Below are 18948 nucleotides of genomic sequence, written 5' to 3' on the forward strand. Positions count from 1 at the left end.
TCGCGCAGAGGCTGGCCTGCGCCGACGGCGACGAACCAGCCTCCTGCGATTGCCTCAAGCGGGGCGATCAGCCCGCTGGGCTCGGCGACGGCGATGCCGTCGCGCCCGAGCCGTCGGGCGACCAGCCGGAAACCGTCGTCTTGACGAACGTCTCGAACGCGGCGGTGTCAGCCCAGCCCTGGCTGCCGGTCGGCGGCTGGTACTGGTGACCGTTCACGATGATCGTGGGCGTGCCCGTGATCTGCTTGAGGCTCGAGTTCGGGATCGAGGTTCCGCTCAGCGCGCGGTTGCTCGCCGCCTGCACCCACCCCTTGAACTTCTCTTCGTGCACGCAGTCGGTGATCGCGGCGCTGCTCGCGCCGCCCTTCTTGATCGTCGCGAGGATCTGGGCGTCGGTCTTGCCGTGTCCGTTCTCCTCGGGCTGGTTGGCGTAGAACGCCGTGTTGACGGCGAAGAAGTCACTCGGCGAGTACTGCGCGACGCATCCGATGGCGCTCGCCGCACGGCTCGAGTAGTGGTTGCCGTTCGAGGCCGCATCGAGGTTCGGCAGAGAGATCGGGTGGATCTCGTAGGTCGCGGTGCCGGCGTCGAGCCACTGCCCGATCTGGGCGCTGTTGGCCTGTTCGAACTGCTGGCAGATGGGGCATTGCAGGTCTTCGTAGATCGTGATGTGCGCCTTGCCGTCGTCCTGCTGAGTCGTCGGCGTCGGCTTGCCGTTGTGCGCGATGCCCGGCGTGGCGACATATGTTGTGGAGCTCGTCAGCACGATGCCGTCGCTGATCATGTTCCGCGGCCCGGCGTTCGAGGTGGGACGAGAGACATTCACGATCACGATGACGACCACCACGATCACGGCGATGATGACCACGCCGATGCTGCCCTGAAGGATGAACCGGTTGCGGCGCGCCTTCCGCTTCGCTTCCTCCCGCATGATGCGGGCCTTCTCACGTGCGGCGTTCTGGCGCTGGGCCTTCGTCTGGCGATCGGGATTCGTCACGAGGCAAAGCCTAAATGAGCGACGGATGCTTACCGCGTCCACCTGCGTCACACATAGCCGTCTTGCGGCAGGTTCAAAGCGGCCGCGGTTAGGTTGGCCGTGTGGAATCCGTCCTGCTGTTCCTCTTCGGCATCGTCTTCATCGTCGTCGGCATCGGCGTCTCGATCGGCCTGCACGAGCTCGGGCACCTGACGGCCGCGAAGATCTTCGGCGTCAAGGTCACGCAGTACATGATCGGCTTCGGCAACACACTGTGGAGCCGCACGAAGGGCGACACCGAGTACGGCGTGAAGTCGTTGCCGATCGGCGGCTACATCGCGATGATCGGCATGTTCCCGCCGGGGCCCGACGGGAAGCAGCCGCGGCGCGGGCGCCTCGCGCAGTTCATCGACAGCGCGCGTCAGTCGAGCGCCGAGACGGTGCCCGCGGGGGAGGAGCACCGCGCGTTCTACGCGGCGGCGCCGTGGAAGCGGATCATCATCATGTTCGCGGGACCCTTCGCCAACCTCGTCATCGCCGTCGTCGTCATCGGCATCATCGCGGTGGGCGTCGGAATCCCGTCGAGCATCCCCGTCGTCGATTCGGTGTCGCAATGCCTCAAGCCCGCGACGAGCACGTCGACGACCTGCACCGGCGCCGATCCGGTCGCGCCCGCGGCGCTCGCGGGAATGCAGCCGGGGGACCGAATCGTCAGCGTCGACGGCCACCGCATCGGGAACGACTTCCAGAAGGCATCCGACCTCATCGGTGACGCGCCGGGCCGTCAGATCTCGGTCGTCGTCGAGCGGGGCGGGCAGGATGTGACGCTGTCGATGACGCCCGTGCTGTCGAGCAAGACGGTCTACGACGCCCAGGGCAACGCGAAGGTCGTGAAGGCCGGCGTGGTCGGCTTCGCGTTCGGGCAGGGCAATGTGCGCCAGCCGATCTCTTCGGTTCCCGGCGCCGTCGGCAAGCAGCTGTCCGCGACGACGGGCGTGTTCCTCAACCTGCCGAACCGCATGGTGCAGGTGTGGAACGCCGCGTTCGGCTCGCAGCAGCGCGATGCGAACGGCCCCGTCGGTCTGATCGGAGTCGGTCGCCTCGCAGGCGACGTCGCGAGCAACACCCAGACGCCGTTCGTGGACCGCCTCGAGTGGCTGCTGTCGATCGTGGCCGCGCTCAACATCTCGCTGTTCGTCTTCAACCTCGTGCCGCTGCTGCCGCTCGACGGCGGGCACATCCTCGGGGCGCTGTGGGAGCAGGGGAAGCGCTGGTGGTTCGCCGCGTTCCGCCGGGGGAAGAAGCCCAAGCACGTCGACATGGCGCGCCTGCTGCCGCTCACCTTCGGCGTGGTCACGGTGCTCATCGCGATGGAGCTGCTGCTCGCCTATGCCGACCTCGTGAAGCCGATCAGCGCTGGTTAGTCACGCCGGTCCTGGCCAAGCGCAGCTTGGCCAGCGCCAGCCGCGCGACAGCCCACCGGGCTGTCGCTCTTCAGCGGCCAGCGCAGCGCGAGTCGCTCCGCGAATCGGCGAGCAAGTAGCCGATTCGCTGATGGCTGGCTGAGCGCGCATGTCACGTCCTTACCTAGACTTCTGAGGTGGCAGCAATCAATCTGGGCATGCCGACGGCGCCCGACGTTCTCGCCCCCCGACGCGTGTCCCGCCAGATCAAGGTGGGCAAGGTTCTGGTCGGCGGCGACGCGCCCGTCAGCGTGCAGTCGATGACCACGACGCCGACGACGAACATCAACGCGACGCTGCAGCAGATCGCCGAGCTCACGGCGGCAGGCTGCGACATCGTGCGCGTCGCCGTGCCGAGCCGCGACGACGCAGAGGCGCTGCCGATCATCGCGAAGAAGAGCCAGATCCCGGTCATCGCCGACATCCACTTCCAGCCGAACTACGTCTTCGCCGCGATCGACGCGGGGTGCGCCGCGGTGCGCGTGAATCCGGGGAACATCCGCAAGTTCGACGACCAGGTCGGCGAGATCGCGCGGCGCGCGAAGGCCGCGGGTGTCTCGCTGCGCATCGGCGTGAACGCGGGCTCGCTCGAGCCGAGCCTGCTGCAGAAGTACGGCAAGCCGACGCCGGAGGCGCTCGTCGAGTCCGCCGTGTGGGAGGCGTCTCTCTTCGAAGAGCACGACTTCCACGACTTCAAAATCTCGGTCAAGCACAACGACCCCGTCGTGATGGTGAAGGCCTACCGCCTGCTCGCCGAGCGGGGCGACTGGCCCCTGCACCTCGGCGTCACCGAGGCGGGGCCGGCGTTCCAGGGGACTATCAAGAGCGCGACAGCCTTCGGAATCCTGCTGTCAGAGGGCATCGGCGACACCATCCGCGTCTCGCTCTCCGCACCGCCGGTCGAAGAGGTGAAGGTGGGCCTGCAGATCCTGCGCTCGCTGAACCTGCGCGAGCGCAAGCTCGAGATCGTCTCGTGCCCCTCCTGCGGCCGCGCCCAGGTCGACGTCTACTCGCTGGCGAACAATGTGACGGAAGGCCTCAAGGATGTCACCGTCCCGCTGCGCGTCGCCGTCATGGGCTGCGTCGTGAACGGCCCGGGCGAGGCGCGCGAGGCCGACCTCGGCGTGGCCTCCGGCAACGGCAAGGGCCAGATCTTCGTGCGCGGCGAGGTCATCAAGACGGTGCCGGAGTCCGAGATCGTCGAGACGCTGATCGCCGAGTCTCGCCGCCTCGCGGCCGAGATGGGCGCCGACGCCCCGGTCGGCGAGCCGTCGGTGACCGTCGGCCACTGAACTCGCGCCGGACGCCCGCGGCTCGGGCTTCGTGAAACCGTGAACCCGAACCGCCGAAACGTGCAATACCTGACGTGAGCACAGACGGCGAGATCATCACGGCCTCCCGGTCGCAGCCGGCGCGCTTCGGCGAGCTGTACGACCGGCACGCCCGCACGGTGCACCGCTACGCGGCGCGGCGCGCGGGCGTTCAGGTGGCCGACGATGTGATGGCCGAGACCTTCCTGGTCGCCTTCGAGAAGCGCGGCGCGTTCGACACCGACCAGGTGGATGCCCGGCCGTGGCTGCTCGGCATCGCGACGACCCTGCTGCGGAAGCACGCGCGGCTCGAGGCGAAGGCCTGGCGGGCGCTCGTCGCGGCCGATGCGGCGACGATCCTCGCCGCGGACCCGATGGCCGCACTCGGCGACACCCTTGACGCTGCGGCCGCCGTGCGGCGCATCGCCGGAGCCGTCCGGCGCCTGCGCGACGGCGACCGCGACGCGCTGCTGCTGTACGCATGGGGCGACCTCGACTACGAGGGCGTCGCAGGCGCGCTGGGGATTCCGATCGGAACCGTCCGCTCACGACTGAACCGCGCCCGCACCAAGCTGCGGGCGGCTTTCGACGCGGGCGATGCCCGCCACGAGGAGGTGGATCGTGGACGAGTTGACGCTGTTGCGCCGGGTGCGCGCTGAGATCAAGGAGCCGAGCGAGGGGGCGCTCGTCGCAGGTCGCGCGCAGCTCGAGGAGCTGTGGACGACGGATGCTTCGCCGAAGCAGCGCCCACGAGCACGGGCGAGTCGCCCACGTCTCACCTGGCGCCGCGCCGGCTGGACGGCCGGAGGAGTCGCGGTCGCCTTCGGCGTCGCAGCTGCGCTCGCGCTGACGAACGTGATCGGGCTGCCGGGCGGGCACGGCGGGGCGAGCCCGGCTGCGGCATCCGCGCTGATCAACGCAGCTGATGTCGCTGCGAACGCGAGCGACCCCGTCGTGCCGCCCGGGCAGTACCTCAAGCTCACGACCGACGCGGTGTACAGTTCGACGGTCGGCGGCGAGTCGGGGACGACCGTGTCGTACCTTCGCGAGAACTCCGACGAGCAGTACATCCCGGCGGATCAGTCGCAGACATGGATCTGGATCCGGCCGGCGGCGACCCTGTATCGGACGTTCGGCCCCGCGTCAGAGGCCGCCGCCAAGCAGGACCTCGCAGGCGATTTCAACGTTCCCACTGAATGGGTCGTGGGGGCCGGCGGCTGCTACTACGGCTCGTGCTCGACGGACATGACGCCGGCCGCGATCGCCGCGCTGCCGAGCGGCCCGGGGAAGCTGCTCGACCAGGTCTACGCGCGCTCGAAGGGCCAGGGGGACTCGCAGGGCGCGGCCGCGATCGGGTGGATCGCCGACCTGCTGCGCACCGGCATCGTCCCGGCGGGCACCCGCGCCGCGCTGTTCCGCGCAGCCGCGCTGATCCCCGGTGTGCAGCTGACAGACAAGGCCGCGAACCTCGACGGCCGCACCGGCACCGCGGTCGGCTTCGCCTCGACCAGCGCCGGCTACCGCCAGGACATCATCATCGACCCCGCCACCGGCGCATTCATCGGCGAGCGCGAGGTGCTGTTAAGGGCGGACAGCGGAATGCCGGCCGGCACCAGCATCGAGTGGACCTCGGTCGCCACCAGCGTCGTGGATTCCGCGCCCCGCGGCACCGCCAATGGCGGATTCGATGCGACCGGATGCACGAAGGACCGCCTGAAGGGCTACCTGTGCCCGAGCAACTGAGCCCGGCCGCCGTCACCCTGCCCGCCACCGTGGCGGTCGATCTCACGCCCTACGTCGAGGCCGCGCTGCAGGCATCCGCTCGCTGAATCACCCGATCGCGACCGGTGCGAACTCCATCTCGCCGGTCGCGATGGCCGTCCCGACCAGCCGCACGCGCAGCGTGTCGCCCGGCGCGCCCACGATGCCGTCGACGGATGCCTCGACCGGCGGCTCCGCAAGCTGAATCCGTGTCTTCGTGTGATTCTGCGCGAGCACCACGGCATCGAACTCGTCGCCGACGCGGCCCGAGAGCACGGCGGCTTCGACGCGGTCGAGCGCGCCCGAGTCGAGACGACCCGACAGCGACGAGGTCGTCGCCATGATGCGCGGCAGTTCGGGCAGCGAGGCACGCGCCCAGTCGGGCACCGGCTTCCCCGTCGCGAGCGCCTCGCAGATCACAAGGCCCCAGCGGTCGACGAGCCGGCGCAGCGGCGCGGTCACGTGCGCGTAGGGTGCTGCGAGCGCTGCCTGCACCGGCTGTTTCGGGGGCGCGCCGTCGAACACCTCGTAGCCGGCGTTCCGGAACAGCGACGCGGCCGCCTGCAGCACGGCGAGCACCCGCGGCTGAGCCCTGTCGAGACCACGAAGGTACTCGCCGTACTCGGTGCCCTCGGCCCATGGCAAGCCGAGCAGTTCGGTGCGCGCGCGGAATGCGGCGACGGCGGACTCGTCGGCGGGTGGCATGGTGCGCAGAATCCCCACCCCGCCGCCGAGCATGATGTGGGCTGCGGCCATGCCGGTCAGCAGTGAGAGCTGCGCGTTCCAGTCCTCGATCGGCAGCGGCACGCGCCGCTCGACGCCGTAGCCGTCCGGTGTCAGCACGACCTCTTGGTCCGGAGTGTTGAGGGATGCCCCGCCCCGCGCCGCCTCCTGCGCGATCAGCGCCTTGCCGATCGCGGGCAGCGGCGCAAGCGCCGGGGGAGCGGTGCCGTCGTCGATCGCCTGCTGCGCCTCGTCGTAGCTCCACTGCCGACGTGACTTCACGAGCGCGCGGGTGAGCGAGGTGGCGGTCACCGTGCCGCCGGCCTCGAGCTCGAACCGCCACACGAACGCTCGCCTCAGCTGCCCGGGCAGCAGCGAGCCCGCACCCTCCGAGATCACGGCCGGGTGCAGCGGGATCCGTCCGTCGGGCGCGTAGAGCGTCTGCCCGCGCCGCCGCGTCTCGTCGTCGAGAGCGCCGTCGGGGGCGACGAAGAAGGGCACGTCGGCGATCGCGTAGTGCACCTCGAAACCGGCGTCCGTCGTCGCCAGATGCATCGCCTGGTCGAGATCGGTCGACCCTGCCGGGTCGATGGTCAAGAATTCGAGGTCGGTCAGGTCGGGCAGTTCGCCGAGCGGGGCGGCGGATGCCTGCTCCGCCTCGACCGCGGCATCGTCGGGCCACTCGCCAGGAACCCCGAGCTGAACCCGCAGCGCCGCGAGCGCCTCGGCAAGTTCGCTCTGCGCCGCCGACGCCGAGAGTCGAGAGCTGCGTCGCGCCATGGCCCGAGGCTACCCGGCTGCGTGTCCGCCAAGATCGAGGTACCGCTTGAGTACGTCGGATGCCCACCGACGGAACCGAACCCCTTCCGTGGACTTGACGCGGTAGCCGACGGAGATGATGGTGTCCAGGTTGTAATGCTCGACCTGATAGGTCTTGCCGTCATCGGCAGTATGTGCAAAAAGTGCACTAACTGGATTCCCTGAGAGCTCGTCTCTCTTGGCATTCGCGACATGCCTGGCAATTACGGTGCGATCGCGGCCGAACAATGCCGATAGCTGAGCTTGCGTCAGCCACACGGTGTCGTCGTCAGTCTTGACCTCCAGGGTCACCGAGCCGTCGGCGGACTGGTAGAGCTCGACTTCTGAAGACGGTGCAGAGACTTCCATGCCTGCGACCGTACGGCCCTCGAGCTTTCCGCTGTCAAGGCGCGCAAGCCGATGTGGAAAACTTGACCCGTGCCCACTCGCCTTTCCAACTACTTCCTGCGCACCCTGCGCGAAGACCCCGCCGACGCCGAGGTCGTGAGCCACAAGCTGCTCGTGCGCGCCGGCTACATCCGGCGCACGGCGGCCGGCGTCTTCTCGTGGCTCCCGCTGGGCCTCAGGGTGAAGGCGAAGATCGAGCAGATCATCCGCGAGGAGATGGCAGCGGCTGGCGCGCACGAGGTGCACTTCCCGGCGCTCGTGCCCCGCGAGCCCTATGAGGCGACGAATCGCTGGACCGAGTACGGCGACCTCATCTTCCGCCTCAAGGACAGGAAGGGCGCCGACTATCTGCTCGCGCCCACCCACGAGGAGATGTTCACCCTGCTCGTGAAGGACCTGTACTCCTCGTACAAGGACCTGCCGCTCACGATCTTCCAGATCCAGGACAAGTACCGCGACGAGGCGCGGCCCCGCGCTGGGCTCCTGCGTGGCCGCGAGTTCACGATGAAGGACGCGTACTCCTTCGACTACACGGATGCCGGGCTGGACGCCTCCTACCTCGCGCAGCGCGACGCATACGAGCGCATCTTCCAGCGCCTCGGCCTGAGCTACGTCATCGTGCAGGCGGATGCCGGCGCGATGGGCGGCTCGCGCAGCGAGGAGTTCCTGCACCCGACCCCCGTCGGCGAGGACACCTTCGTGCAGTCGGCCGGCGGCTACGCAGCCAATGTCGAAGCCTTCACCACGACCGCACCGCCCGCTCGCGGCTACGAGAAGCTGACCCCTCAGGAGGTCGTCGACACCCCGAACACCCCGACGATCGAGTCGCTCGTCGCGATCGCCAACGCGAACCACCCCCGCCCCGACGGCCGCGCGTGGACTGCGGCCGACACGCTCAAGAACGTCGTGCTCGCGCTCACCCACCTCGACGGCACGCGCGAGCTCGTCGTCGTCGGCATCCCCGGTGACCGCGAGCTCGACATCAAGCGTGCGGAGGTGGCGTTCCAGCCTGCCGAGGTCGAGCCCGCCACCGAGGCCGACTTCGCGAAGAACCCGGGCCTCGTGAAGGGCTACATCGGTCCCTGGTCGCCCGACGGCGCCGTGCTCGGCGAGGAGTCGCGCACCGGCATCCGCTATCTCGTCGACCCCCGCGTGGCCGACGGCTCGGGCTGGGTGACCGGCGCCAACGTCGAGGGCAAGCACGTGCTCGGCCTGGTCGCGGGCCGCGACTTCACCGCCGACGGCGTCGTCGAGGCGGCCGCGGTGCTGCCCGGCGACGAGGCGCCCGACGGCTCGGGGCCGGTCACGATCGAGCGAGGCATGGAGATCGGCCACGTCTTCCAGCTCGGCCGCAAGTACGCCGAGGTCCTCGGCCTCAAGGTGCTCGACGAGAACGGCAAGCTCGTCACGGTCACGATGGGGTCCTACGGGATCGGCGTCACGCGCATCCTCGCGATCATCGCCGAGGAGAACAACGACGAGAAGGGCCTGATCTGGCCGGCATCCGTCGCCCCCTTCGACGTGCACGTGGTCGCGACCGGCAAGGACGACGCGGTCTACGGCATCGCGGAAGACGTCATCGCGCAGCTCGAGGCGGCGGGCCTCGACGTGCTCTACGACGACCGCCCGAAGGTGAGTCCCGGCGTGAAGTTCGGCGACGCCGAGCTGATCGGCGTGCCGCGCGTTCTCGTCGTGGGCCGTGGCGCGGCCGACGGCCAGGTCGAGCTCTGGAACCGTGCGACGGGCGAGCGCGAGACGGTCGCGATCGCCGACGCGGTCGCGCAGCTCACCGCATAGCGCCCGGGCCGTGCGGCCACGGCCTCAGGCCGCTCGTGCCTCGAGGTAGGTGAGGATCGCGAGCACCCGCCGGTGGCCGTCGGCCGACTCCGGGATCGTGAGCTTGGCGAGGATGCTGCGGATGTGGGTCTCCACCGTCCGCTCCGACAGGAACAGGCGCTGCCCGATCGCCGCGTTCGAGCGGCCCTGCGCCATGAGCGCGAGCACATCCAGCTCGCGAGGCGTGAGCGGGTCGAGCACACTGGACGCCCGAGCGCTCGCCACCAGCCGCGAGACCACCTCAGGGTCGAGCGCCGTCCCGCCGCGCGCGACGCGCTCGAGCGCGGCGAGGAAGTCGTCGACGTCGAGCACACGGTCCTTCAGCAGATAGCCGAAACCCCCCGACGACACCAGCTCGACAGAGCGGCGCGTCTCGATGTGCTGCGACAGCAGCAGGACAGGGGTGGGGGGATCCCACGCGCGGATCTCGAGCGCCGCGGCGACCCCCTCCTCGCCCGACGGCATGCGGATGTCGAGAACGACGATGTCGGGCGCATGCGCGCGCACCTGAGCGACCGCCGCCGTGGCGGTCGCCGCGCGCGCGACGACCTCGTGCCCGGCCGACTGCAGCAACGCGGCGAGCCCTTCGCGGAACAGAGCGGAGTCCTCGCCGATCACGACCCGCAGCGGCGTCATGTCTGCCACGGCAGCATCGCCTCCACCGCCGTGCCGGTCCCGGCTTCCGAGGCGATCTCGAGCCGGCCGCCGAGCGCCGCGACGCGGTCGTGCAGTCCGGCGAGCCCTGCGGTGGGGCGCATCACGGCGCCACCGCGGCCGTCGTCGACGACCCTGACCCTCACCCAGTCGCCGCTCCCATGCACCGAGACGTGAATGCGCGAGGCATCCGCATGTTTGACCGCGTTCGTCACCGCCTCGCTGGCGACGAAATACGCAGTCGTGCCGACCGCGTCGGGCAGCTCGCCGGTCTGCACGTCGAGCTCGATCGCCTCGGGCGCGAGTGCGACCAGGCTCGCGAGTGCGGGCCCGATGCCGTCGTCGAGGGCGCTCGGGCGCATGCCGTGCGCGATCTGACGCAGCTCGGCGAGCGCCGTGCTGAGCTCGGCGACCGCGGTGTCGAGCGACCCGGCGAGCGTGTCGGCGGAGGGCGCCGTGCGCTGCAGCACGCGCAGTGACATGCCGAGCGCGACGAGTCGCTGCTGCGCCCCGTCGTGCAGGTCGCGCTCGAGCCGGCGGCGCTCCTCATAGCCGGCGCGCACGATCCGCTCACGCGAGGCCGCGAGCTCGGCGGAGGTGCGGGCGAGCTCGCCGCGCAGTCGGGCGGCTTCGACGAGTGGGGCCGCGGCATCGGCCACCGAGCGCGCGATGCGCCGGGCGCGGTCGGGCGAGACGGCGAGCGCCCCGATCTCTTCGCCGGCGAGCCGCACCGGCTCGAGCCGCTCGCCCGTCACCGGTGAGCCGTCGAGCCCGACCAGGGCGGCGTCGCCGACGCGGCGGTAGGCCACCCGCAACCCTGGGTCGCGCAAGGTCTCGCGCAGCATCGCCTCGACGGACTCGGGCTCGGCGCGGCCGGCGTCGACCTCCTGGCGCAGCAGCCGCAGTGCCGCCAGCACCCGGCCGCGCTCCGGGTAGACCACGCGCGCCAGAAGGCGGCGCGCCAGCGGGTAGACCGCCGCCGCGAACGCCGTCAGAACGACCGCGACGACGAGCGCGGCGACCGGCGTGATGCCGGCGAGACGGATGCCGAAGCTGAGGCTTGCCGCCGTGAGCAGCGCGAGCACCGCGACCCCCACGGCCACCGTGGTCGCGATCTCGAGCGCCACCCGGTCGATGTCGAACCACGCCGGCCGCACGACGGCGATCGCGGCCGCCGCCGGGATGGCGACGAACATCACCTCGAGCCCGATGCCGACGAGCGACGGGTCGCCGAACACGAGGTAGCCGGTCCAGCACAGCATCAGCGTGAGCGGCAGCGAGAACCCTGCGACGAACAGCCACCGCAGCTGCAGCCGCTCGCGCTCGTCGGCCGCGCGATAGCGCAGCACCGGAGCGAGAGCGGATGCCAGCAGCGACAGCATGATCAGCCCGAGCACGACCCCGCCGATCGCCTGGAGCGCCGGCGTGCCGGGGAACAGCGCGTCGAACACGCAGCCCACGACGAAGAATGCGCTGACACCCGTGAAGCCGTACGCCACGACACGCGCATAGCGTGACCGGGCGTGCCCGTCGGGCGCCGTGATCAGCAGCAGCGCGAGCGGCAGGTAGAGCAGCACCCAGACGCCCTGCAGCACACCCGATGTCGTGAGCTGCCCGGGGATCGGCAACGTCACGAGCGCGGCGGAGGCCCCGCTCGCCCCGAGCAGTGCGCCGACCGGATGCGCGGGGAAGCGCCGCACGACGACCACGGCGAGCACCAGCGGCACGGCCGCGAGCGCGAGGCCGCCGAGGAACGAGCCGACATCGTCGAGCGGTCCAGGGGCGAGCACCGCGAACGTCGCAACGCCTGCGGCCACGGCCAGCCAGCAGGCGATGACGACTGTGCGACCCCACGCCATGCGCCCACGATAGGGCAGCTGAGTTCTGCTCGAAATCAGTGCTGATGCGTAGGCGATCTCGGGGCGGGCGCCGATGCCGGGCGCGTGCCGCCGCACGAGGGTGGTCGAGTACGCACCATCCACCTCGAAAGGCTCCGCCATGACTCAGACCATCGCCGCGCCGCAGTTCACGGCGCAGCTCACCCCCGATCCGACGGCCGGCTTCCGGCGCTTCTGCACCGCGGTCGCGCTTCCGCTCGGCATCCTCGCCCAGGCCGTCGTCAACCTCGCGTACGCGCTCGCCACCCTGAACGGCGGCGACGACTCCACCGCCGCGAACGCGATGGAGCTGTACAGCAGCGAAGAGGGCCTGCTGCGCCTCGCGACCGTCGCGCTCATCGTCGGCGTCATGATCCTGATCGTCGGCCTGCCCACGGCGACCCGGGTGCTGCGCCCGACGCGCCCGCGGCTCGCGCTCATCGCGGTTGCGCTCATGGGCGCCGGATACATCTCGTACGCCGTCGTCAGCGGCACCAACTGGCTCGTGATGGCGCTCGGCGAGCACCATGTCGACGCGGCTGCGGCCATCGACGCATCCCAGAACGACCCGAGCGCTCAGCCGTGGTTCCTCGTGTTCGTCGCGGGCAACCTGGTCGGCACACTCCTGCTCGGGCTCGCGGCGCTGCTCAGCCGCGGGGTGCCGAAGCTCGCCGGCGTCCTGATCATCGCCTGGCCCGTGCTGCACGTGACCGGCCTCATCGCGGGCAGCGAATGGTTCGAGGTCGCCGGCGCGATCCTCGAGACCGTCGGCCTCGCCATGGTCGCCGCGATCGCGCTGCGCCTGCCGCTCGACGAGTGGCGCACCAGGGGCTGACACACCCCACCCCTGCTGAGCCGCGCCGATCGCCGCACACGATCGGCGCGGCCCCGGCATTTCCGCGGCGTTTGTGCTGTTGTGGCATCCGTGAAATCAATCGGATTCTTGAGCTTCGGCCACTGGACCCCGTCGCCGCACTCGCAGACCCGCTCGGCATCCGACGCGCTGCTGCAGTCGATCGACCTGGCGGTCGCAGCCGAAGAGCTGGGCGCTGATGGCGCGTACTTCCGCGTGCACCACTTCGCCCGCCAGCTCGCCTCCCCGTTCCCGCTGCTCGCCGCGGTCGGCGCGCGCACCTCGAAGATCGAGATCGGCACGGCCGTCATCGACTTCAGATACGAGAACCCGCTGTACATGGCTGAGGATGCTGGCGCAGCCGACCTCATCGCAGGCGGCAGACTGCAGCTCGGCGTCTCGCGGGGGTCGCCCGAGCAGGTCGTCGACGGCTTCCGGTACTTCGGCTACGACCCGGGCGAAGACGACGCGAGCGGCGCCGACATGGCGCGCAGCCGCGCCGAGGTGTTCCTGAAGGTCATCGAGGGCGAGGGGTTCGCTCAGCCGAGCCCGCGGCCGATGTTCCCGAACCCGCCGGGGCTCCTGCCGCTCGAGCCGTTCTCCGAAGGGCTGCGCGACCGCATCTGGTGGGGCGCCGGCTCGAATGCGACCGCCGAGTGGGCCGCGGAGCTCGGCATGAACCTGCAGAGCTCGACGCTCAAGAACGACGAGGACGGCAGGCCCTTCCACCAGCAGCAGGCGGCGCAGATCGAGCGCTACCGCGCCGCGTGGAAGGAGCAGGGCTGGGAGCGCGAGCCGCGCGTCTCGGTCAGCCGCAGCATCTTCGCGCTCGTCACGGATGAGGATCGCGCGTACTTCGGGCAGGGCCGCGACGAGCACGACCAGATCGGATTCATCGACGAGACCACGCGTGCGATCTTCGGCCGCAGCTACGCGGCAGAGCCGGACAAGCTCATCGAGCAGCTCGCCGAGGACGAGGCGATCGCCGCGGCCGACACCCTGCTGCTCACCGTGCCCAACCAGCTCGGCGTCGAGTACAACGCCCACGTGATCGAGTCGATCCTGACGGAGGTCGCCCCGGCCCTGGGCTGGCGCTGAGCTCGTCCCCGCCCTGCGCCGCCCCGTCGGCGGGTGCGAAAAGTGCGTTCGTTCGCCATCGGACGTACTTTCCACACCCGCCGAAGGGCGCGAGTTTCCCACAGTGCACAAGTAAGCACGCCACGCAAGTGCGCGCGCGGTGCGGATGCTTGCGCGCATGACGATTCGCAAGCCGATCGATCCCGGCTTTCACGGACAGGCATTCTCGACCGCGGCTGCGCAGCTCGGTGGGCTGACGCGTGCCCAGCTGAGGCAGCCCGTGGTGCGGCATCCGTATCACGGCGTCAACGTGATCGAAGGGCAGGCCGACCCATTGCGCGCGCACCTCTCTGCAACCCAGATCGCGTGCCGTGAGTACAGCGCGCGGATGCTTCCGGGCCAGTTCTTCGCCGGAAGCACGGCCGCGCTCGTGTGGCAGGCGCCCCTCACCGATCGATTCGAGGAACGGCCATTGGTGGTCGGGGTGATCGCACCGCGAACGCCTCCGCGAACGCATGGCGTGCAGGGCATCAAGGTTGTCGAGGGCCGGGCGCGATTGCGGACCGCGTTCGGATTCGCGCTCGTGTCGCCGCCTGACGCATGGTGCCAGCTCGCCGGTGAGTTGAGCCGCGAAGAGCTCGTGGCGGTTGGGGACTACCTGATCTCGGGCAACCCCGACGATGGTCGCTATCGAACCCCGTTGGCGACGAGGCTGGAGCTCGCCGATGCGGTCGATCGGCATGCCCGCGGCCGCGGTGCTCAGAAGCTGAGGTGGGCGCTCGCGCGGGTGAGGGAGGGCGTGGATTCCCGTCCAGAATCGCTGCTGCGGCTCATGGTCGTCGCGGCCGGGCTTCCGGAGCCTCTGGTGAATGACCCGACGCCGGTCCAAGGAGGCAGCCTCACGCTGCGCCCAGATCTGAAGTTCCCGCAGTGGCGGGTCGCTCTCGAGTATGAGGGCGAGAACCACTGGAGCGATCGGAGGCAGTGGGCGCGGGACCAGCGCCGGCGCGAGCTACTTGAGGAGGCTGGCTGGAAGGTCATCCGGGTGTTCGCGGCAGATGTCTTCGGAGACCCCGTGGACTTCATCGCCCGCCTCGTGACCATCTTGCGAGCGCGCGGCTATCGGGGCTGAGGGCAACGGGTGCGAAAAGTACGCTCGTTCGCGATGGAACGTACTTCTCGCACCCGTCGTCGTCCGCTCAGACCGCCCGGTCGTCGGAGTGACGGCCGAGGCGGGCGCCGTAGCGCTCCGTGAGCTGCACCATGAGGTCCGGAGTGTCGCGGTCGAGGCCGAACACGTACTCGGGGAAGTCGAGCTCGCGCTGCCGCGCCTCGATCTCGTCGTGCTGCTCAGGCGGGGCGATGAGCGGGGGCGACCCCACCGCGACCCAGCCGATCGGCACCGTGGTGCCCTCGGGCAGCTCGGTGCGCAGGTGCACGATCGCGTCGATGCGCACCTCGCTGCCGCGGCCGATGACCGCGCCGTTGAAGACGCGGCTGCCGGTGGCGAGGAAGACCTCGGGCTCGACGGTCGCCCCGGAGACGTATGCGTGGGGGCCGACCAGGCAGTGGTCGCCGATGCTGACGGCGTTGCCGGTGACCCCGCGGATCACGGCGTTCTCCATCACGATCGTGTACGCACCGATCCGCACCGGGCCGCCCTCTGAGGTGATCACAGCCCCGTGCAGCACCTGCACGCCCTCGTCGAGCTCGACGTCACCGCTCACCACCGCACTCGGTGCGACGACCGCGTCGCCGTGCACCCGCGGCGTGAGCCCCTGATGTTCGTACAGCATGCCTCACGCTAGCGCGCCGCGGCGCGCCGCGGCGCGGCCGTCGCGGCGCGCGTCAGCGCGATTCCACGGCGTTTGAGCTCGGCGCGAGGCCGGCGATGATGCGTGCGGCGGATTCCGCGGCATCCGTCGCCCTGATGCGCTCGCCGAGCGCGCGCGCCGCGACCGCGCGCGCCGGGTCGCCGAGGAGCCCGGCGATGGCCGCTGCGAACTCCGCCGGCCGAGCCTTGTGCGAGACCACGGCACCGACCGCGGCCTGCTCGACCGAGCGGCCGATGATCGGGTGATCGACCGGGAAGTACATGGGCACGACGAGAACAGGGATGCCGTGCGCGAGCGCCTTGAGCGTCGTCGAGTGGCCGCCATGGGTGATCACGAGCGCGGCGCCGGGCATGAGCTGCGAATGATCGGCGTAGCCGCGCACCTCGACATTGGGCGGTGTCTCACCGCCGATCGACTCGCCGGCGCCGATCGTCACGATCGCGCGCACCGGCAGCGTTCCGAGCGCGGCGATCACGTTCCGGTACGCGGCCGCCTGGCCCGGGTAGAAGATGCTGCTGAAGCTGACCAGCACGAGGGGCGGCTCGGCCGGCATCGCCGCGACCCCGCTCTCGGTCGTGCCGATCCAGCTCGTCTCGGGCAGTGAGCCGGAATCCAGCTCCCGCACGGTCGTGACGAGGCGGGCGTCGGCCTGCGACCAGGCCCGCACCGCGTCGGTGCCAGCGAGCCGTGCGAGTCCGCCGATGGGGCCGTGCGCCCACGGTCCCGTCCAGTACGACAGCAGCGTGTGGAAGAGGATCGCGGTGCGCTTCCCGCTCTCGTGAACGGCCTGGGCGGATGACGGCATCATGCAGTCCACGACGACGGCGTCGGCCGCCCAGTCGCGGGCCGCTGCGGCGGCATCTGCGGCGATGCGGCGCGAGGCGGCGAGGCGCAGATACTTCCGCACGGTGGCGACGGCCGAGCACGGCGCGGTCGGGTCCGGCCAGTCCGCGAGCGCCGGCAGTGAGCGGAAGGCGACGTCGCCGACGCGCGTGCTCTGGCGGGGGCTGCCGGCGATCGCGACCTCATGGCCGTGCGCGGCGAGGGTGCGGGCGAGGGCGAGCGCGGGCGGCAGATTTCCGCCTGCATCGGCCGACACGAACATGATGCGAGACACGGGCGTCTCCGTTTCAACTGGGGGAGGGGCCGGATGCTTCGGGCGCACCCGGCCCAGAGGGGAGCGACGCGAGCACCGCGTCGACGAGCGCGCGGATGCGCGCCGCCGTGGCGTCGCGGCCGAGCCCGCGATCGCGCCTGAAGAGCTTCCAGACGTAGAGGTCGGTCGCGGCGACGAGCAGGTCGGTCGCGGCCGCAGCGTCGGCTGCGGCGGCGATGGCAGGGGCGAACGCTCGCATCACCCAGCTCCGGTGCAGCGCGCGACCGGGCCCGGTGATCGCGGCGGCCGCGGGTTCCCACTCCTCTTGCCCGAGGATGCGGATCATGCCGTCGCCGAGGCGCTCGTACTCGACGAGCAGCGAGCGCAGCGACGCGGCCAGATCGTCGGGGTCGGCGACGCGATCGTCGCGCACCTGGCCCTGCTCGTGCTCGATCGCCGCCGCGATCAGCTCGTCGCGGGTGCCGAACTGGCGCAGCACCGTCTGCACCGACACGCCCGCGCGGTCAGCGACGGCCTGCAGCGTCAACTGCGCGAGCGGTCGGGAATAGCCGAGTGCGACGGTGGCCGTGAGGACGCGCTCGCGCGTCCGCTCGGCCCGCTCGGCGCGTTCGCGCATCACGTAGGTGCGAGTCGTTTTCATGTTAACGATGATTAACACTGAAATGAGATGCCGCGTCAAGAGCACGCCTGGCCTCGGCGCCGAATGCTCGGGTAGACTGGTTGTTTAGCCTGCGCGCGAGCGTGGGCTGCTGTGCGCGCTGGAATGACCCGGGCGCTGAACTGAATACCGGAAAGTCAATATTGAGGAGGCCGGCATATGGACATCGACCTCAGCGTCCTGCGATTGATGGAGCGCGAGAAGGAGATCCCCTTCGACGAGCTCGTCCACATCATCGAGCAGGCGATTCTGACCGCCTACCTGAAGCACACCGGGCAGGCCGAACCGCACCACCACGGCGCCCCCGGCGCCGCTCCCGCCCCGCACGCAGAGACTGCGACGAAGCAGCCCGCCGCGCGGGTGCACCTCGATCGCAAGTCGGGGCACGTCACCGTCTACGTCCCTGAGCTCGACGACGAGGGCAACGTCATCGGCGAGGCAGAGGACAGCCCCAGCGACTTCGGTCGCATCGCGGCGTTCGCGGCGAAGCAGGTCATCAACCAGCGCCTGCGCGACATCCAGGACGAGTCGGTGCTCGGCGAGTTCAAGGGCCGCGAGGGCGACATCGTCGCGGGCGTCATCCAGCAGGGCCCCAACCCCCGCATGGTGCACGTCGACCTCGGCTCGATCGAGGCGATTCTGCCCCCTGAGGAGCAGGTGCCCGGCGAGGAATACGCCCACGGCTCCCGCATCCGCGTCTACGTGACGAGTGTGGCGAAGGGTCTCAAAGGCCCGCAGATCACGGTGAGCCGCACCCACCCGGCGCTCGTGCGCAAGCTGTTCGCGCTGGAGGTTCCCGAGATCGCGGGCGGCCTGGTCGAGATCGTGTCGCTCGCGCGTGAGGCGGGGCACCGCACCAAGATCGCGGTGCGCGCCGTCGAGCCCGGCATCAACGCCAAGGGCGCGTGCATCGGCGAGATGGGGTCGCGCGTGCGCGCCGTCACGGCGGAGCTCAACAACGAGAAGATCGACATCGTCGACTACTCGCCGGATCTCGCCGCGTTCGTGGCATCCGCCCTCAGCCCGGCGAAGGTGACCAAGGCGTACGTCGTCGACGAGAACCTCAAGGCCGTGCGCGCACTCGTGCCGGATTATCAGCTCTCGCTCGCGATCGGCAAGGAAGGGCAGAACGCCCGCCTCGCCGCGAAGCTCACGGGCGCGAAGATCGACATCCAGCCCGACTCGGCTCAGTGAGTGACAGGGGATGCCGGGGGAACACCTCTCCCGGCATTTCTGCTGCTGCGCTGTCAGCGCTGCTAAAGGCAGGGGTCTAGAATGGAACCCGTCAGAACGTGCATCGGGTGCCGTTCTCGCGCTCCGAGATCCTCTCTTCTGAGGGTCGTCGTCCAAGAATCCGTCATCGTGGTGGACGAGTCCGCCACACTGCCGGGTCGGGGTGCGTGGCTCCACCCGAGCCCGGAATGCGTGAAGAAGGCGCTCCAGCGCAAAGCCTTCGGGCGAGCGCTGCGGGTGTCAGGCGCGATCGAAACGGTATCGATCGCGCACCAGCTAGAGAACAGGCTGAACGGCTAATGGACAACTAATGAGCGGCTCGAAATGAGACCCGTCCACCACTAGCGCCTGCCCTGAACCGAGGGCGGG

General features: G+C 70.1%; 18 protein-coding genes. 10 read left to right on the forward strand and 8 right to left on the reverse strand.

Features of this window, described 5'->3' with window-relative positions:
• Window positions 1-67: 67 nt before the first annotated feature.
• Window positions 68-997, reverse strand: a complete 930-nt coding sequence (locus D7I44_RS13540; RefSeq protein WP_120789983.1) for a thioredoxin domain-containing protein — start codon at window positions 995-997, stop codon at window positions 68-70.
• Window positions 998-1098: 101 nt separating this feature from the next.
• Here D7I44_RS13540 and D7I44_RS13545 point away from each other — a divergent pair, with 101 nt between their 5' ends.
• The 4 genes from D7I44_RS13545 (at window position 1099) to D7I44_RS13560 (ending at window position 5492) form a co-directional block, all read left to right on the forward strand.
• Complete coding sequence (locus D7I44_RS13545; protein WP_120789984.1) at window positions 1099-2400, forward strand: M50 family metallopeptidase; 1302 nt, start codon at window positions 1099-1101, stop codon at window positions 2398-2400.
• Between the two features lie 176 nt (window positions 2401-2576).
• A complete protein-coding gene (gene ispG / locus D7I44_RS13550) occupies window positions 2577-3731 on the forward strand; it encodes a flavodoxin-dependent (E)-4-hydroxy-3-methylbut-2-enyl-diphosphate synthase (protein WP_181445569.1) in 1155 nt (384 codons plus the stop codon).
• Window positions 3732-3805: 74 nt separating this feature from the next.
• On the forward strand, window positions 3806-4408 hold the full coding sequence (locus D7I44_RS13555; protein WP_245979640.1) for an RNA polymerase sigma factor: 603 nt from the start codon (window positions 3806-3808) through the stop codon (window positions 4406-4408).
• On the forward strand, window positions 4371-5492 hold the full coding sequence (locus tag D7I44_RS13560; RefSeq protein WP_162940282.1) for a CU044_5270 family protein: 1122 nt from the start codon (window positions 4371-4373) through the stop codon (window positions 5490-5492). The genes D7I44_RS13555 and D7I44_RS13560 overlap by 38 nt, the downstream gene beginning before the upstream one ends.
• A gap of 87 nt (window positions 5493-5579) precedes the next feature.
• Here D7I44_RS13560 and D7I44_RS13565 read toward each other — a convergent pair whose 3' ends face one another.
• Together D7I44_RS13565 and rhuM are read right to left on the reverse strand one after the other, a co-directional pair.
• Window positions 5580-7013, reverse strand: coding sequence for an RNB domain-containing ribonuclease (locus tag D7I44_RS13565; protein ID WP_120789987.1), 1434 nt, complete (start codon window positions 7011-7013; stop codon window positions 5580-5582).
• Between the two features lie 9 nt (window positions 7014-7022).
• A complete protein-coding gene (gene rhuM, locus D7I44_RS13570; RefSeq protein WP_120789988.1) occupies window positions 7023-7400 on the reverse strand; it encodes a RhuM family protein in 378 nt (125 codons plus the stop codon).
• Window positions 7401-7469: 69 nt separating this feature from the next.
• Between rhuM and D7I44_RS13575 the strand changes: the two genes are divergently transcribed.
• On the forward strand, window positions 7470-9236 hold the full coding sequence (locus D7I44_RS13575) for a proline--tRNA ligase (RefSeq protein ID WP_120789989.1): 1767 nt from the start codon (window positions 7470-7472) through the stop codon (window positions 9234-9236).
• Window positions 9237-9260: 24 nt separating this feature from the next.
• On the opposite strand, the gene D7I44_RS13580 is transcribed toward D7I44_RS13575, so the two are convergent.
• Both D7I44_RS13580 and D7I44_RS13585 read right to left on the reverse strand, forming a co-directional pair.
• Complete coding sequence (locus tag D7I44_RS13580) at window positions 9261-9911, reverse strand: response regulator transcription factor (RefSeq protein WP_245980334.1); 651 nt, start codon at window positions 9909-9911, stop codon at window positions 9261-9263.
• The gene (locus tag D7I44_RS13585) at window positions 9908-11929 is read right to left on the reverse strand and encodes a sensor histidine kinase (protein WP_120789990.1); all 2022 of its coding nucleotides are present in this window, start codon (window positions 11927-11929) and stop codon (window positions 9908-9910) included. Before D7I44_RS13585 ends, D7I44_RS13580 begins: the two co-directional genes overlap by 4 nt.
• Here D7I44_RS13585 and D7I44_RS13590 point away from each other — a divergent pair.
• The 3 genes from D7I44_RS13590 to D7I44_RS13600 all read left to right on the forward strand — a co-directional run bounded on the left by D7I44_RS13590 (window position 11928) and on the right by D7I44_RS13600 (window position 14868).
• Window positions 11928-12641, forward strand: coding sequence for a hypothetical protein (locus D7I44_RS13590; RefSeq protein ID WP_120789991.1), 714 nt, complete (start codon window positions 11928-11930; stop codon window positions 12639-12641). The two genes, D7I44_RS13585 and D7I44_RS13590, sit on opposite strands and share 2 nt — an antisense overlap.
• A gap of 90 nt (window positions 12642-12731) precedes the next feature.
• The gene (locus D7I44_RS13595; protein ID WP_120790962.1) at window positions 12732-13757 is read left to right on the forward strand and encodes an LLM class flavin-dependent oxidoreductase; all 1026 of its coding nucleotides are present in this window, start codon (window positions 12732-12734) and stop codon (window positions 13755-13757) included.
• Window positions 13758-13914: 157 nt separating this feature from the next.
• Window positions 13915-14868, forward strand: a complete 954-nt coding sequence (locus D7I44_RS13600; protein WP_120789992.1) for an endonuclease domain-containing protein — start codon at window positions 13915-13917, stop codon at window positions 14866-14868.
• 67 nt (window positions 14869-14935) lie between these two features.
• Here D7I44_RS13600 and D7I44_RS13605 read toward each other — a convergent pair whose 3' ends face one another.
• Genes D7I44_RS13605 through D7I44_RS13615 form a run of 3 tightly spaced genes read right to left on the reverse strand, consistent with a single transcriptional unit; the run spans window position 14936 to window position 17328 of the window.
• Entirely contained in the window at window positions 14936-15532 is a 597-nt protein-coding gene (locus D7I44_RS13605; protein ID WP_120789993.1) for a gamma carbonic anhydrase family protein, read from the reverse strand.
• Between the two features lie 52 nt (window positions 15533-15584).
• Window positions 15585-16688 (reverse strand): glycosyltransferase, encoded by a 1104-nt coding sequence (locus D7I44_RS13610; RefSeq protein WP_120789994.1) that lies wholly within the window; start codon window positions 16686-16688, stop codon window positions 15585-15587.
• 13 nt (window positions 16689-16701) lie between these two features.
• Window positions 16702-17328 (reverse strand): TetR/AcrR family transcriptional regulator, encoded by a 627-nt coding sequence (locus tag D7I44_RS13615; RefSeq protein ID WP_120789995.1) that lies wholly within the window; start codon window positions 17326-17328, stop codon window positions 16702-16704.
• 177 nt (window positions 17329-17505) lie between these two features.
• On the opposite strand from D7I44_RS13615, the gene nusA reads away from it, so the two are divergent.
• Together nusA and D7I44_RS13625 are read left to right on the forward strand one after the other, a co-directional pair.
• Window positions 17506-18540: a transcription termination factor NusA gene (nusA, locus tag D7I44_RS13620; RefSeq protein WP_120789996.1), complete on the forward strand. Its 1035-nt coding sequence runs from the start codon at window positions 17506-17508 to the stop codon at window positions 18538-18540.
• Between the two features lie 81 nt (window positions 18541-18621).
• On the forward strand, window positions 18622-18879 hold the full coding sequence (locus D7I44_RS13625) for a YlxR family protein (protein ID WP_120789997.1): 258 nt from the start codon (window positions 18622-18624) through the stop codon (window positions 18877-18879).
• The last annotated feature ends 69 nt before the right edge of the window (window positions 18880-18948 follow it).

The sequence above is a fragment of the Gryllotalpicola protaetiae genome, assembly GCF_003627055.1.
Classification (GTDB): domain Bacteria; phylum Actinomycetota; class Actinomycetes; order Actinomycetales; family Microbacteriaceae; genus Gryllotalpicola; species Gryllotalpicola protaetiae.